General features: G+C 74.2%; 14 protein-coding genes and 6 tRNA genes. 10 read left to right on the top strand and 10 right to left on the bottom strand.

What is annotated here, in order from left to right; all coding sequences use genetic code 11:
* The first annotated feature begins 19 nt into the window (after positions 1-19).
* Positions 20-2,515, top strand: a complete 2,496-nt coding sequence (locus tag ACFZAX_RS30455) for an SCO7613 C-terminal domain-containing membrane protein (protein WP_390965529.1) — start codon at positions 20-22, stop codon at positions 2,513-2,515.
* A 73-nt stretch (positions 2,516-2,588) separates the two neighbouring features.
* Here the strand turns inward: ACFZAX_RS30455 and ACFZAX_RS30460 are convergent.
* Positions 2,589-2,660 (bottom strand) — tRNA-Val (locus ACFZAX_RS30460).
* Between the two features lie 54 nt (positions 2,661-2,714).
* Positions 2,715-3,170, bottom strand: coding sequence for a TIGR02611 family protein (locus ACFZAX_RS30465; protein WP_390965530.1), 456 nt, complete (start codon positions 3,168-3,170; stop codon positions 2,715-2,717).
* A 190-nt stretch (positions 3,171-3,360) separates the two neighbouring features.
* On the opposite strand from ACFZAX_RS30465, the gene ACFZAX_RS30470 reads away from it, so the two are divergent.
* Together ACFZAX_RS30470 and ACFZAX_RS30475 are read left to right on the top strand one after the other, a co-directional pair.
* Complete coding sequence (locus ACFZAX_RS30470; protein ID WP_003959770.1) at positions 3,361-3,774, top strand: SsgA family sporulation/cell division regulator; 414 nt, start codon at positions 3,361-3,363, stop codon at positions 3,772-3,774.
* Positions 3,775-4,014: 240 nt separating this feature from the next.
* A complete protein-coding gene (locus ACFZAX_RS30475) occupies positions 4,015-4,587 on the top strand; it encodes a CGNR zinc finger domain-containing protein (RefSeq protein ID WP_390965531.1) in 573 nt (190 codons plus the stop codon).
* Positions 4,588-4,757: 170 nt separating this feature from the next.
* Here the strand turns inward: ACFZAX_RS30475 and ACFZAX_RS30480 are convergent, their stop codons facing one another.
* The 3 genes from ACFZAX_RS30480 to ACFZAX_RS30490 all read right to left on the bottom strand — a co-directional run bounded on the left by ACFZAX_RS30480 (position 4,758) and on the right by ACFZAX_RS30490 (position 6,755).
* Positions 4,758-4,913, bottom strand: coding sequence for a hypothetical protein (locus ACFZAX_RS30480; protein ID WP_327174738.1), 156 nt, complete (start codon positions 4,911-4,913; stop codon positions 4,758-4,760).
* Positions 4,914-5,073: 160 nt separating this feature from the next.
* Positions 5,074-6,093: a substrate-binding domain-containing protein gene (locus ACFZAX_RS30485; RefSeq protein WP_390965532.1), complete on the bottom strand. Its 1,020-nt coding sequence runs from the start codon at positions 6,091-6,093 to the stop codon at positions 5,074-5,076.
* A 200-nt stretch (positions 6,094-6,293) separates the two neighbouring features.
* Complete coding sequence (locus ACFZAX_RS30490) at positions 6,294-6,755, bottom strand: hypothetical protein (protein WP_390965533.1); 462 nt, start codon at positions 6,753-6,755, stop codon at positions 6,294-6,296.
* Between the two features lie 225 nt (positions 6,756-6,980).
* Here ACFZAX_RS30490 and ACFZAX_RS30495 point away from each other — a divergent pair, with 225 nt between their 5' ends.
* Positions 6,981-7,496: a DsbA family protein gene (locus ACFZAX_RS30495; RefSeq protein WP_390965534.1), complete on the top strand. Its 516-nt coding sequence runs from the start codon at positions 6,981-6,983 to the stop codon at positions 7,494-7,496.
* 58 nt (positions 7,497-7,554) lie between these two features.
* Here the strand turns inward: ACFZAX_RS30495 and ACFZAX_RS30500 are convergent, their stop codons facing one another.
* A complete protein-coding gene (locus tag ACFZAX_RS30500; protein WP_390965535.1) occupies positions 7,555-8,397 on the bottom strand; it encodes a GNAT family N-acetyltransferase in 843 nt (280 codons plus the stop codon).
* 10 nt (positions 8,398-8,407) lie between these two features.
* Complete coding sequence (locus ACFZAX_RS30505) at positions 8,408-9,496, bottom strand: chorismate-binding protein (RefSeq protein ID WP_390965595.1); 1,089 nt, start codon at positions 9,494-9,496, stop codon at positions 8,408-8,410.
* A gap of 163 nt (positions 9,497-9,659) precedes the next feature.
* On the opposite strand from ACFZAX_RS30505, the gene ACFZAX_RS30510 reads away from it, so the two are divergent.
* From ACFZAX_RS30510 to ACFZAX_RS30530, 5 genes are all read left to right on the top strand, one after another.
* Positions 9,660-9,732 (top strand) — tRNA-Gly (locus ACFZAX_RS30510).
* Between the two features lie 38 nt (positions 9,733-9,770).
* Positions 9,771-9,844 (top strand) — tRNA-Cys (locus ACFZAX_RS30515).
* Between the two features lies 1 nt (position 9,845).
* Positions 9,846-9,917, top strand: a tRNA-Val gene (locus ACFZAX_RS30520).
* Between the two features lie 21 nt (positions 9,918-9,938).
* A tRNA-Val gene (locus ACFZAX_RS30525) sits at positions 9,939-10,010 on the top strand.
* A 23-nt stretch (positions 10,011-10,033) separates the two neighbouring features.
* A tRNA-Val gene (locus ACFZAX_RS30530) sits at positions 10,034-10,108 on the top strand.
* A 171-nt stretch (positions 10,109-10,279) separates the two neighbouring features.
* On the opposite strand, the gene ACFZAX_RS30535 is transcribed toward ACFZAX_RS30530, so the two are convergent.
* The 3 genes from ACFZAX_RS30535 to ACFZAX_RS30545 form a co-directional block, all read right to left on the bottom strand.
* Entirely contained in the window at positions 10,280-10,564 is a 285-nt protein-coding gene (locus ACFZAX_RS30535; protein WP_327174743.1) for a zf-TFIIB domain-containing protein, read from the bottom strand.
* Positions 10,565-10,630: 66 nt separating this feature from the next.
* A complete protein-coding gene (locus tag ACFZAX_RS30540; RefSeq protein ID WP_390965536.1) occupies positions 10,631-11,593 on the bottom strand; it encodes a phosphotransferase in 963 nt (320 codons plus the stop codon).
* A gap of 185 nt (positions 11,594-11,778) precedes the next feature.
* Entirely contained in the window at positions 11,779-11,985 is a 207-nt protein-coding gene (locus tag ACFZAX_RS30545; RefSeq protein WP_390965537.1) for a hypothetical protein, read from the bottom strand.
* A 582-nt stretch (positions 11,986-12,567) separates the two neighbouring features.
* On the opposite strand from ACFZAX_RS30545, the gene ACFZAX_RS30550 reads away from it, so the two are divergent.
* Positions 12,568-13,932, top strand: coding sequence for a protein kinase (locus tag ACFZAX_RS30550; RefSeq protein WP_390965538.1), 1,365 nt, complete (start codon positions 12,568-12,570; stop codon positions 13,930-13,932).
* Positions 13,933-13,991 lie beyond the last annotated feature (59 nt).

Genomic DNA, 13,991 nt, shown 5'->3' on the forward strand with positions numbered 1-13,991 from the left:
CGGGCCCGACACTCCGGGCATGGAACATGTCCCGCCGCCCGCCGAGGAATTGGCGCTCCTCGACCGCGAACTGGCCCATCTGGACGCCCGCCGGGCGCAGTTGCTCCAGCGCCGTGCCTGGCTGGTCGAAGCCGTGCGCGCCTCGGCCGGCTCCGGCTCCGCCCGCACGCACACGGCCTTCGCTTCCCCGCCGCCCGCGTGGGGCCCGCCCGTCCCGGCGCGGACCCCGTCCGGGCGCGGCGCGCAGAACGTGCTGCTCGCCCTCGGCGGCCTGCTGCTCGCGGTCGCCGCCATCGCCTTCACATTGTTCAGCTGGGGCTCGATGGGCATCGGCGGCCGTTCGGCCGTCCTGGCCATCGTGACGGCCGCCGCCCTCGTCGTCCCGGTCCCGCTGCGGCGGCGCGGGCTGCGCGCCACGGCCGAGGCGCTGGGCGCCTTCGGGCTCGTGCTGACGCTCCTCGACGCCTACGCCCTGCACGCGGTGGCCCTTCCCGGCACCGGCGGCGCGGCGTTCGCCGCGGTGGCCTCGGCCGCACTCGCGGCGCTCTGGGCGGGGTACGGCCGGGTGCCGGGCCGGCCGGTGCTGCCGGCTCCGGCGGCGGTGGTGGCGGGTCAGTTGCCGCTGGTGCTGGCGTGCGTGGCCGCCGGCGCCCCGGCCCTCGCCTTCGGGTGGGCGCTGCTGGTCACGGCGGTGCTGGACGGTGTGCTCGTGGTCCGGGCGGTGGGGTCCGCGGTGCGGATCACCGCTCTGGTCTGCCTCGCGGCCGCCGGGGCGGGCGCGCTGCTGACGGCTCTGGCCCGCTCGCTGATGGCCGGGGGCCCGGTCGCGGCGATCGCCCCGGGGGCGCTGCTGGTGCTCGCGGGGGCCGCCGCGCTGCTTGCCGTGCGCTGGGCTCCGTCCCGCCTGGCGACGGCCTGCGGACTCGTCGGCGGTCTCGCCGGGATGGCGGGCACCGGTGGGGTGGTGCGGGCGGCGCTGCCGGCGCAGTGGGCGGTCGTGGCGTATCTGTTCGCGGGTATCGCGCTCCTGGCGGTGGCCCGGGCGTTGCCGGTGGGCCGGGTGCTCCCGGTGTCGGCGGCCGGACGGGGTGTGGACGCGGCGGTGGCGGCCGTGGTCGCGGGGACGCTGCTCTGGGCGGTGCCCTGGGTGGCCGCGGTCCTGATGGGCCCCCTGTCGGCGGGTACGCGGGTCTGGGCCGGCGCTCCGGAGGGGTTGCGGGACGCGCTCGGCGGGCCGGTCCTCCCGTCGTGGTCGATGGCCGCGCCGGTGGTCCTGGCGGTGGTGGCCGCCCTGGGGGCGACGGCCCACCGGTGGACCGCGCGGCCCGCCGCCGAGGGCCTCGCCGCCGCGCGGCCGGGGGCGTCGTGGACGTGGTGGCGGGGCGCGGCCCCGGTGGCGGTACCGGCTCTGGCGGCCGGCGCGGTGCTGGTCGCGGCGGCGGTCGCGAACATCCCGTACGCCGCCGGGGCGGTGCTGGAGACCCTGCTGGTCGCGGGGGCGCTGGAGCTTCTGGTGCGCGTCTCCCGGGGCCGGGCCCGGTCCGCCGCCGGGCGGGCCGCGCTCGGCTGCGCGCTGGCGGTGACGGTGAGCGTGGCCGCCCTGGCACTGTCCTCCCAGGCGACGACCTACGCGGTGGTGACGGCGCTGACGATGCTGTTCGCCGCGACGGCCCTCCGGCTGCCGGAGAGCCCGGTGCGCTCGGTGGCCGCCTGCGCCGCCGTCCTCGGCGCGATCGCGCTCACCGCCGCCGCCGTCGGGTCGCTGGGGCTCTCCGCCCCGCGCGGGGCGCCGCTGCTGCTGGCCGGCCCGGCGGTCACGGCGCTGCTCGGCGGGGTGCTCCGGCGCCGCCCGGTGCCGGTCGCGATGGAGCTGACCGGCGCCTTCGGCGCACTGGTGGCGGTGGGCCTGGCGGTCACGGACCCGGCGTGGCTCGCCCTGGTGCTCGGGCTGTCCGGGGTGCTGGCCGCGGGGACGGCGGTTCGGCCGGAGCGGCGGAAGGTGGCGGGCGCCCTGGCGCTGGTGCTCTTCGTGCTGGCGTCCTGGGTGCGGCTGGCGGCGTCGGAGGTCACCGCCACGGAGGCGTACACCCTGCCGGTGACGGTCCCGGCCCTGGTGGTGGGGATGCTTCGCCGCCGCCGGACCGCTCCCGACGACGGGGTCTCGTCCTGGACGGCGTACGGCGCGGGACTCGCGGTCACGCTGGTGCCGAGCCTGCTGGCGGCCTGGGGCGACCCGGGGTGGACGCGTCCGCTGCTGCTGGGACTCGCGGCCCTCACGGTCACGCTCGCCGGAGCCCGGACCCGCCTTCAGGCCCCGCTGCTCCTCGGCGGCGGGGTACTGGCCCTGCTCGGCCTGCACGAGCTCGCCCCGTACGTGGTGCAGGTGGTGGGAGCGCTGCCGAGGTGGCTGGTGCCCGCGGCGGCCGGGGTGCTGCTTCTCGCGGTGGGCGCGACGTACGAGAAGCGACTGCGGGACGCCCGGCGGGTCAAGGAGGCCCTGGGCCGGATGCGGTGACGGCCGCGGTGCGGTGCGCCGCATACGCGGAAGGCCCGGGAAACCTTGCGGTTTCTCGGGCCTTCCGTCCGGGTGGGCGATACTGGGTTCGAACCAGTGACCTCTTCGGTGTGAACGAAGCGCTCTCCCACTGAGCTAATCGCCCGGGCGCACGGCAAACATTACCGCATGTCAGCGGTGCCCCTGGACCACCCAGCGGTCACTCGCTTATGTTCCACGGCAGGCTGAGGCCGAACTTCCAGAGGTAGACCCCCACCAGCGCCGCGACGATCACCAGCCCGGCCACCGTGAGAACGATGTTGCGGCGCCGCACCTTGGGGTCGAGCGCCTTCTGCGCGGCCTCGGTGACCTTCCGCCGGGTCCAGCGCAGCACGAGCTGCGCCCAGACGAACTCGGTCGCCCAGATCGCCATGCCGCCGAAGATCACCAGCCACCCCGGCCCGGGCAGCACCAGCATCGCCACGCCGGCCGCCACGACGGCGAGGCCCACGGCGAAAACGCCCACCTGCCAGCTCAGGTGGAGCGGCCTCGACGCCTTGATGAAGGCCGGCGCCCGGGAGCCCAGCTCACGCTCCGGTTCCGTCACGTCCCCCGCCACGGAATCCGGCTCCGCGACCGGCACGGTTCCGCCCCGTTCGTCACTCTGCGCATTCATGGGGCTCAACCTACCCGACCGCTCTCCGTCACTGGAATGGGTGCATGACGGAAAGTTACTCACCGCTGTACGGGGGACCCGAAGCAGCACAAAACGGTCAGAGGGGTTTACAACGCCACCGTAGGTGGCATGTCGATTTCGCCGACGTGCGAATCCCCGAGCGCACACTGAGCGAAAGGCCCTGGCGCTTATGAACACCACGGTCAGCTGCGAGCTGCACCTGCGCCTCGTTGTGTCGAGCGAGTCCTCACTGCCTGTACCCGCGGGCCTGCGGTATGACACGGCCGATCCCTATGCCGTGCACGCCACCTTCCACACCGGAGCGGAGGAGACGGTCGAGTGGGTTTTCGCCCGTGACCTTCTTGCCGAGGGGCTGCACCGGCCCACCGGCACCGGAGACGTCCGCGTCTGGCCATCTCGTAGTCACGGCCAAGGCGTCGTCTGTATCGCACTGAGCTCTCCGGAGGGAGAGGCCCTGCTCGAAGCCCCGGCGCGGGCCCTGGAGTCGTTCCTGAAGAGGACCGACGCCGCGGTTCCGCCGGGCACCGAGCATCGTCACTTCGACCTCGACACCGAGCTCTCACACATCCTGGCCGAAAGCTGAGCCAGGCGACGAGCTGCGGGACGCCGTCCGACTCGGGGAGACGGCGTCGCGCGGACAACCTCATAGGGCAGGAACCGGCGCCGTCACCGCGGAACCCACCGCGGTGGCGGCGCCGGCGCGTGTCCGCGCGTACGGTCGGCGTACCGTCCGGCGGTCCCGGCCCCCGCGCGGGCGCTGCGAGCCAGTAGAGTCTGCCCGCATCTGCGGGCACGGCGCCCGCCGGAGGCCAGGGAGCAAAGCGTGCTGATCCCACACGACACCCGCATCGCCCTCGACACGGTGGTCGATCTGGTGAACACCGCCCCGGAGAGCGGATCGCCCGACGGCGGGCCCACGGACCGGATCGCCGGCACCACGGAGCTGTACGCCTTCGCGGCGCACCACCGCGTCAGCGGTGTCGGCCGGCTCGGCGAGAAGGACCTGCGGGCACTGTGGGAGGTGCGGGCGAAGTTCGCGGCGGTCTTCGCGGCCACCGACGCCCGGGCCGCGGCCGATCTGGTCAACCAGCTGGTCGCCGCGGCGGGCACCACTCCGCAGCTGACCGATCACGACGGGTACGACTGGCACATCCACTACTTCGCGCCGGGCGCCTCGATCGCCGACCATCTCGCGGCCGACTGCGGCATGGCCCTGGCCTTCATCGTGGTCATGGGCGAGCAGGATCGGCTGCGGCGCTGCGAGGCCCCGGACTGCGGCCGGGCGTTCGTCGACCTCTCGCGCAACCGCTCCCGCCGTTACTGCTCCAGCCGCACCTGTGGCAACCGCCTCCATGTCGCGGCGTACCGGGCCCGGCGCAAGGAAGCGACCGGCTGACCGCGGCCCGGGGAAGGCCGCGCGGCGCTTCGGCGCCGGGGGCCGAGCGAGGGCGGCGAGAGAGAAGGACGGGCGTCCGCGCGTCCGCCCTCGTCCGCTCTCCGGCCGCCCCGGGCGCACGGGGCTTCCCCCGCGCGTGGGCCGCCCCCGGCTCACGGGTCGTCCCCGGCTCACAGCAGGAAGAGATCGTGCAGTGCGGCCATGAGCAGCAGGGTGCCGACCACGGTGAGGAAGATCATCAGTGGAGGCTGGGAGAGGGCGAAGAGGCAGCCACGAGGCTCTTCGGCGGTCTGTGCGGGGGCTTCGCCCCGGGATGTGTCCAACATTTCGTAGCGATCATGACCCAAACGGGACCACCTCGGAGATCAACCCCGTTTTTGGGTCGGGGAGTTCACCTCGAAGAAACGTCGAAATCGGTTGGCTGTACGAGCCTCCCGCAGGCGTCCGAAGGCCGGCGGGCCGGCCCCGCCGCGAGGCGGCCTGCCGTCAGCGGGCGGAGGCGCTGGACGCGCGGACGACGAGTTCGGGCTGGAGCAGCACGCCCCGGTGCTCGTGGGTGCCGGAGTCGTCGTCCGATTCCTCGAGCAGCAGCTCCGCCGCGAGCTGCCCCATCCGGACGGCGGGCTGCCGGACGGAGGTGAGCGGTACGGCAGCGGCGGCGGCGAACTCGATGTCGTCGTAACCCACGATGGCGACGTCCCCGGGCACCCGCACCCCCGCCGCGTAGAGCGCCTGCAGGACGCCGAGGGCGAGCAGGTCGTTGGCGCAGAAGACGGCGGTGGGGCGGGGCACCAGACCGAGCAGCCGGGCCCCGGCGTCACGGCCGGCGGCGACGTCGAGCCGGTCGGAGGCGATCTCGACGAGCGCCTCGGGGGGCAGGCCCGCCTCGGCGAGGGCCGCGAGGGCACCGACTCTGCGGTCCCTGATCTGGTGGAGGTCGCCGAGACCGCTGACGTAGGCGACGCTCCGGTGGCCGGCCTGGACGAGGTGGCCCACCGCCAGCGCGCCGCCGCGCACGTCGTCCACGGAGACGGAGCAGGAGTCCGGACCGGACGCGACCCGGTCGACCAGCACGAACGGAATTTGGTGGCGGCCGAACGACTCCAGGTTCCGTCCGCTCGCGTCCGCCGGCGTGACCAGCACCCCGCAGACCCGCTGCTCGGCGAAGAGACCGAGGTATTCGGCCTCCTCGGCCGGGTTCTGGTCGCTGTTGCAGACCATGACCCCCAGGCCGGCCTTCCGCGCGGCGCGCTCGGCGCCCCGGGCCACGTCCACGAAGAACGGGTTGCCCATGTCGAGGACGAGCAGCGCCATGATGCGGCTGCGCCCGGCCCTGAGCTGGCGTGCGGACTCACTCCGTACGTAGCCCAGCTCCTCTATGGCGGCGAGCACACGGGCGCGCGTCTCCGGCAGCACCGACTCCGGCCGGTTGATGACGTTGGAGACCGTGCCCACCGAGACGCCGGCCCGCCGGGCCACATCCTTGATCCCTGCCACACGCGCCACTTGTCCTGCCCCACTGATGCCGACTGCCGCCCCCGGCCGCCGTGCCGGTCGACGGATCCGCTCATCGTACGGAGGACCCGCGCCGGAGCGGGACCCGGGCCGGGCTCATGAATTGATTCAATCGGCCGCGGCCCGTGGGCTTCCGGAGCCCTGCCTGAATCAATTCAGGGCCGGACGGGCTCGCGTGGCCGGGGGCGGGATCAGAGGCCGTGCTTCTTCAGAATGGCCTCGATGTCACTGAAGTCGTCCCCCGGCTCCGTCCTGCCCGTGCCGCCGGGCTTCTCGCCGGGGCGGCCGGCGCGCTGTCCGGTGGGTGCCTGCCGGAGGGAGGGCGCGGAGGCCGCCGGGGCGATCCGTCCGTCGTCACCGCCCCGGCGGGCGGCCTTGCGCTCCTCGCGGGCCGGGCCGCGGCGGCGCTCCACCGCCCGCGTGGTGACGAAGAGCAGCCAGGCGGCGCCGAGCAGCAGGAAGCCGATCCACACGCTCGGGTCGAACGCGATGCCGGCCACCCATTCCACGACCCCCGTCAGGACGAGGCCGATCGGGACGAGCGCGTACGCGGCGATCCGGGCCGCGGTGAGGAACCGCTTGCGGTACGCCGTCACCGCGGCGATCCCCAGGCCCGCCGCCGAAGCCGCGGAACAAATGGTCTCGGCAATCATCGGAGCCTCCAGCGGCAGGAACGGGCGTCCCTTCCATCGTGCACCGCCCGAGGTGACCGGGGCCATGCCGTCGGCCGTGCGTCAGGGTCTTTTCGGGGTCCGGCTCCTCCTCCGGGAGGGACCCGACACCGGCCGGACCCGGATCGGGCGGCGGCGCGACGCCGTCGGACCGGACTCGGACGCCGCCGATTGGGCCGTCGGCGTACCTGCTGAAAGACTGGCCGCATGAGCGATTCCACCCCCGCAAGCCCCGTCGTCGTCGATCTCTGGTGCGAGCTCGAGTGCCCGGACTGCCACCGTGCCCTCGCCGACGTGCACGCCCTGCGCGCCCGGTACGGCGACCGCGTCGACATCCGGCTGCGGCACTTCCCGCTGGAGAAGCACAAGCACGCGTACGCGGCGGCCCAGGCCGCCGAGGAGGCCGCGGCCCAGGGCGAGGACTGGGCGTACGTCGAGGCGGTCCTCGGACGCACGGCCGAGCTGTCCCGCGCGGGCGAGCCGCTGCTCCTGGAGGTCGCGGGTGAACTCGGCCTTGACACCGAGGAGTTCGACACGGCGCTGATCGACGGCCGGCACACGCTGATCGTCGACGCCGACCAGGCCGAGGGAAAGGCGATCGGGGTGACCGGCACCCCGACGTACGTCGTCGGCGGCGAGCGCCTGGACGGCGGGAAGAGCCAGGACGGGCTGCGCGAGCGGATCGAGTCCCTCGTCGACGGGTTGCTCGCGGCCCGGGGCTGAGCGGTCAGACCCCGGCCCTTCGTGGCTGACCGATGCGGCCCCGGCCCTTCTCCGCCGCCTACAAGGCTTTCACCAGGTTGTGCGCGGTGGGCTCGTATCCCAGGGACTCGTACAGCCTCCGGGCCGGCGCGTTCGACGTGAAGACGTGCAGCCCGATCCGGTCGAACCCCGCGCTCCGCGCCATGCCGTCGGCGAGCCCCATGAGGGCGCGGCCGTATCCCCGCCCCCGGAACTCGGGGCCGACCTCGACGTAGAAGACGTACCCGGTCGTCGCGCCGCTTTCCGCGGGGCTCCGCGAGAGCCAGACGTGGCCCAGGGCCCGGCCGTCCTCCTCGCGCTCCAGGACGTCGATGTACACACCCGGGGTGGCCAGGCCCTGTGGGAGGAGCCGGGCGTGGTCGCCCTCGGACTTGAGGCGGGCCTGTTCCCGGGGGACTCCGCGCTCGGCCCACTCCCGCGCGTACTCCTCGTGGAGGCGGGCCAGCCACGGCACGAACTCCTCGGCCGTCATCGGCCGCCCCACCAGGCCGGGCGGCAGCGCGGGGACGTGCGCGGGCGTCGGCCGCTCCATGTTCCGGCTGCGTTCGGTGTAGCCGAGTACGGCGGCGAGCCGCAGCGCCGGTTCGTTCCCCGCCGGGATCCGCGCGCACACCTCGACGCACCCCCACTCCCGCAGCACCTCTTCGGCGGCGAGCGAGGCGATGATCGCCCGCCCCCGCCGGCGGCGGTGCTCCTCGACGCGGAGACCGTCGATCACCCCGGTGGCCGGGCCGAAGGAGGGGGCGGTGGAGAGGGTGACGGTACCGACGGGGCGCCCGTTGTCGCACACGTCGTAACGACGGGTCCGCGCGCCGTCGGCGCTCTGCTGGGTCGGCCCGGTCGGCCGCAGGGTCGTGGTCACCGCACTTGTTCTACCCGCCCGGGGCCTCCCGGTCACCCCTGTGCACGGAAGCGGTAACGCCCTCCGGCGGCGGCGTTCGGAGGGAGAACCCGCCTCCGGACGCCACGGCCAGCAGCCGGGACGCCTTCAGTTCGGTCTCGTCCCACTCCCGCGCGGGGTCGGAGCCCCAGGTGATGCCCGCCCCGGTGCCGAAGCGGAGGAGCGGCACGGGGCCGGTGCGGTCGATCCAGAAGGTGCGTATGCCGACCGCGAGCTCCGCGGCCGACCGGTCGGCGTCGACCCAGCCGACCGCGCCGCAGTAGGGGCCGCGCGGCGTGGTCTCCAGTTCCTCGATGATCCTCAGCGCGCTGGACTTGGGGGCACCGCTCACCGAGCCGGGCGGGAAGGCGGCACCGAAGAGTTCCGGCCAGCCCGTGCCTTCCGCGAGCTCGCCGCGCACGGTGGAGACGAGGTGGACGAGCCCGGGGTGCTTCTCCACCACGCAGAGGTCGGGGACGGTCACGGTGCCGGTGGCGCAGACACGCCCCAGGTCGTTGCGGACCAAGTCGACGATCATGACGTTCTCCGCGTGGTCCTTCTCCAGCAGATCCGCCTCGGTGCGCCCGGTTCCCTTGATCGGCCCGGACTCGACGGTGCGCCCGTCGCGCGACAGGAACAGCTCGGGGGAGGCGGTAGCGATCTCGACTCCGTGGCCGGGCAGCCGGAGCGTGCCCGCGTAGGGAGCCGGGTTGCCGCGCGCGAGGAGGGCCGTCAGCGCGTCCACGTCGGCGCGGTCCGGATCGGGCAGCGGCGCGGAGAGCACCCGGCAGAGGTTCGCCTGGTAGACCCCGCCGGTCGCGATGTGCGCGCGGACGCGCCGTACGGCCTCCTGGTACGCCTCGCGGTCCAGCGAGGAGGTCCACGTCCCCTCCCCGGGGCCGCGCCAGGCTCCGGGAACGGGCGGGGGCACCGGCTCCTCGCGCACGGAGGAGAAGCGCGCGCACACGACACGCCCCTCGAAGTCGGCTGATACGGCCCAGAAGCCCGCGGACTCCAGAGCGGCGGGATCGCTGGTCACGTCCCGCAGACCGGAGGCGACGAGGCCGCCGAAGCGGGCCATGGGGGCGATGTCGGACACGCGATCGAGTGTAGGTCCGCGGGCCCTCGGACCGGCGCAGAGCGAGGGGGCGCAGCACGCTGCGCAAACGCGTTTTTGTGCTGGCCCAGGAATCCGCTAGAGTTCAACACGTCGCCGGGACGCGCAAGCGGATCGGGAAAGACAAGCGGACGTAGCTCAGTTGGTAGAGCGCAACCTTGCCAAGGTTGAGGTCGCCAGTTCGAACCTGGTCGTCCGCTCGCAGGAAATGGGGGATCTACCCGAACCCCCTGCTTCTGGTGGAGTGGCCGAGAGGCGAGGCAACGGCCTGCAAAGCCGTCTACACGGGTTCAAATCCCGTCTCCACCTCCAAGGACGATTAGCTCAGCGGGAGAGCGCTTCCCTGACACGGAAGAGGTCACTGGTTCAATCCCAGTATCGTCCACTCGTCCGCAAGGATATTCCCGCGCGATTAGCTCAGCGGGAGAGCGCTTCCCTGACACGGAAGAGGTCACTGGTTCAATCCCAGTATCGCGCACGCAGTACACGCAGGTCAGCCCCGCGCGATTAGCTCAGCGGGAGAGCGCTTCCCTGACACGGAAGAGGTCACTGGTTCAATCCCAGTATCGCGCACCACGGAAAACCCCGGTCGTCTCCACGACCGGGGTTTTCGCTGTGCCCGCGGTCGGTTCGCGCCCCGGACGCCCGGGAGGTCCGGACGCCTGGAGGGCCGGAGCACTGGGGAGATCCGGACGCCCGGGGGCCGGGGAGCGCCGCCCGGCGTGACCGGCGGGCGGCGGCGCCGGCTCAGGAGGAGAAGAGCATCCGGCCGAAGCTCTTCTGGCGGTGATGGTGGTCGTAGTGACCGCCGCCGTGCTGCGGGGCGCCCCACGCGGGGCCCGCGGCCGGGTACGCCTGCGGGGCCGGCGGCGCGGGCGGTGCCTGCTGCGTCCACTGCGACTCCAGCCGCGTCAGGGCCTCCAGCTCGCCGAAGTCCAGGAATATCCCCCGGCAGCCGCTGCACTGCTCGATCTGGACGCCATTGCGGTTGTACGTGTGCATCTGCGCGTGGCACTTCGGACACTGCATCATCGGCTCGGCTCCTCGCCGTTCGGTGGTCCGCCGCCGGAATTCCTTCCCGATGGCGGTCGGTTCACCCTACGACGTGCGCGGTGGTGCCAACTCGGGCGGGAGCGAGGCGATGCGGGCGCACGCGTCGGTCATCAGCCGCTCGACCTCGTCGAGTTCCCGGCCCTCTTCCGCCGCTTTGGCGAGGGCGAGGGCGGCGGTCTGCACGGTGAGGGCCCGGGCGGGGACGTCGAGTTCGGGCCAGGGGTCGCCGGCGGCCCGGACGGCCGGGCCGCCGGCCGCCCGGTAGGCGTCCAGGAATCGCCGCCAGACGGTGTCGGGCAGCAGTCCGGCGGCGTGCCAGGCAGCGGGGCGCGCGAGGTCCCAGGCGGGGTCACCCGTGCCGGTGTCGTCGATGTCGATCAGCAGCCAGCGACCGTGCGGGGCCGGGTGGCGGACGAGCTGGCCCAGGTGGAGGTCGCCGTGGCAGAGGAACCCCGCGCGGCCGGGCGGAGCCGGCGCTTCGTCACGGGCCCATCCGGGCAGCGTCGCCCAGGCGGCGAGGACCTCGGCGCGGCCGGGGCCGACGGGGTGTGCCGCCCGCATCCGGGCGACGGCGAGGGCCGCCTTGGCGGGTCCGCGCATCGGCGGCAGGGGCACCGGGGGCGCGGTGCGGTGGAGGCGGGCGAGGAGGTCGGCCGCCTCCTCCCAGGGGGCGGCCTCCGGGTCGGCGGGGTCGACGGGCTCCCCGTACGGCCACAGGGTGACGGGGCGTCCCTCCGCGCGCGGGAGCGGGTGCGGTACGGGAACGGGCGGCAGCAGGACCCCGGCGAGCGCGGGCGCTGCGGCGAGGGCGAGGCGGGCGGCGAACTCCGGTCCGCCGGTGCCCGGAGCATGGGCCTTCGCGACCGTCTTGCCGCTGCGGACGACGGTGCCGTCCGGGCGGTCGGCGAGCACCCGGGGCGGCGGGCAGCCGCAGCCGTTGTCGGCGGCCGGGTGGGCGGCGGTGTGGGCCAGGCCGCCCAGAGTGGTGACGACCTCGGCGCTGCTCAAGGGTCCCCCGGGGAGAGTCGTGGCAAAGCCCCAGGTTACGGGGGTGCCGGGTCCCGGAATGCGCGATGTCCGGCCGGCTCTCCAGCCGGCCGGACAAACGCTGTCGTCCGCCGTACCCCCGTCCCCACGGGGCTGTTGGCCGGATGTCCCGGTCCGGACCGCTCTTCCGGACCCGGGGGCGCCGTTCAGCGCCCCATCATCACGCCCACGGACGACGCCTGTGTGACCACCGCTTCCCAGCCGCCGAAGACGACCACCAGCAGTGCCGCCAGGGGGAGGACCATGGCCGCCGCCACCAGCGGGTGGCGGGTGCCGGACGGGCGGCCGCCGAACGCTCTGTACGCCTTGCGTCCCTGCGCGCGGAGCATGGTCCGCGTGGCCGTGTCCGACATGGTTCCTCTCCTGAACGGTGCGAACGTCGGCGACCGGTCCCGGCCGGGAGGGTTCCGCCCCCGTTCGTTCCCAGCCTAGGGAGGCGGTGCGGGGCGGGCGTCATGCCCGCGTACCGATCGGCGGGCCTACGCGAGGATGAGCTGTGGGTAGCCGGAGTACTCCCCTGGGTGGAGACCGGGTTTGCCGGGGTGGAGCCGGGCCACGGGTCTCCGGGTGGGGTTCGTCCGGAAAACGGCGGAACGGGTGACATCACTCACGCCGGATCGGGCGGGGAAGCCGCTCCTCCGGTGCTGGGAGAGGCGGGCCCGAACCTGCCCGGGCGCATCACCGGGCGGACCCGCGGGAGGCGTCCGTCCGGCCGGTACCCGGCGGCGGTGCGCCAATACCCGCCCACAGATGCCCCTTTGGGACCGGAGGGATACGGAATCGCCCGGATCGGCGTACTGCTGACCGTGCTTCACACGTCCGGTTCGGTACGCACAATCGAATCCCGGGGGAAGGCGCGGCCTCTGAGCGCGCTGGGCGCCGGGTACGTAAGCTGTGCCTCGTCAGGCGGACCAGGCAGCGGGGATGGGCAGACGATGGCGATGATGCGGCTCCGGCGCGAGGACCCGCGTCTCGTCGGCTCGTTCCGGCTGCACCGGCGGCTCGGAGCCGGCGGGATGGGTGTCGTCTATCTGGGTTCGGACCGGCGGGGGCAGCGGGTCGCCCTGAAGGTGATCCGCCCCGACCTGGCGGAGGATCAGGAGTTCCGGTCCCGGTTCGCGCGCGAGGTGTCCGCGGCACGGCGCATCCGGGGCGGCTGTACCGCCCGCCTCGTGGCCGCCGATCTGGATGCCGAACGGCCGTGGTTCGCCACGCAGTACGTACCGGGCCCCTCGCTGCACGACAAGGTCGCCGAGGAGGGTCCGCTGTCCGCCTCGGAGGTGGCCGCGATCGGGGCCGCGCTGTCCGAGGGACTGGTCGCGGTCCACGAGGCCGGGGTGGTTCACCGGGACCTCAAGCCGTCGAACATCCTCCTCTCCCCCAAGGGCCCCCGGATCATCGACTTCGGCATCGCCTGGGCGACCGGGGCGAGCACCCTCACCCATGTCGGTACGGCGGTCGGGTCGCCCGGGTTCCTCGCGCCGGAGCAGGTGCGCGGCGCGGCGGTCACCCCCGCCACGGACGTCTTCTCGCTGGGCGCCACCCTCGCGTACGCGGCGACGGCGGACTCCCCCTTCGGACACGGCAGTTCCGAGGTGATGCTGTACCGGGTGGTGCACGAGGAGCCGCATCTGGCCGAGGTGCACGACGCGCTCGCTCCGCTGGTGCGGGCCTGTCTGGCGAAGGACCCCGAGGAGCGGCCGAGCACCCTGCAGCTGTCGATGCGGCTCAAGGAGATCGCGGCGCGCGAGGCGCAGGGGCTGCACGAGAGCCGTCCGCCCGTCCAGCGTTCCGCGCACGAGGCGGACCGGCCCACCGGCCGGCTCGACGGCCCGTACACCGAGCAGCAGACCCGCAGGCACGAAGGCCCGTCCACCGGGCGTTCGCCGCAGGCCCGCCGCCCCGCACCGGCCTCCGCGTCCGGCCCGTCCGGTCAGCCGGGGGCGTCCGGCTCCACATCATCGGCTTCGGTGTCCGCCTCGCGGCCGGCCTCGGGGGCGCCCCGCCCGGCCGGCGGCCGGCCCCGGCCGTCGCGCGGTGCGGTCCCGCCGGGCCGCCGGCCGAGCCCGACCAACGGTACGAACGGCAGGCCGGGCACCCGCCCCGGGGCCAGGCCGACCGGCACCGGACGGCGTCCGGCGAACCCCCGCCTGTTGCGGCAGCGCCTCTTCGTCTTCGTGGTGGTGACGCTTCTGGTGGCGCTCGGCATCGCGGCCGCCCAGGGCTGCCAGGGACCGGCGCGCGGGCTGGGCGGTTCGCCGGCGGGGCAGCAGGACGTGCAGCAGCACGACCTGCAGTAGGGTCCGCGGCCGGTCCGTGCCGCGGGTCCTCCTGCCGGTCGCCCCGGTCCCGTCCGCCC

Source organism: Streptomyces sp. NPDC008125 (genome assembly GCF_042957125.1).
Classification (GTDB): domain Bacteria; phylum Actinomycetota; class Actinomycetes; order Streptomycetales; family Streptomycetaceae; genus Streptomyces.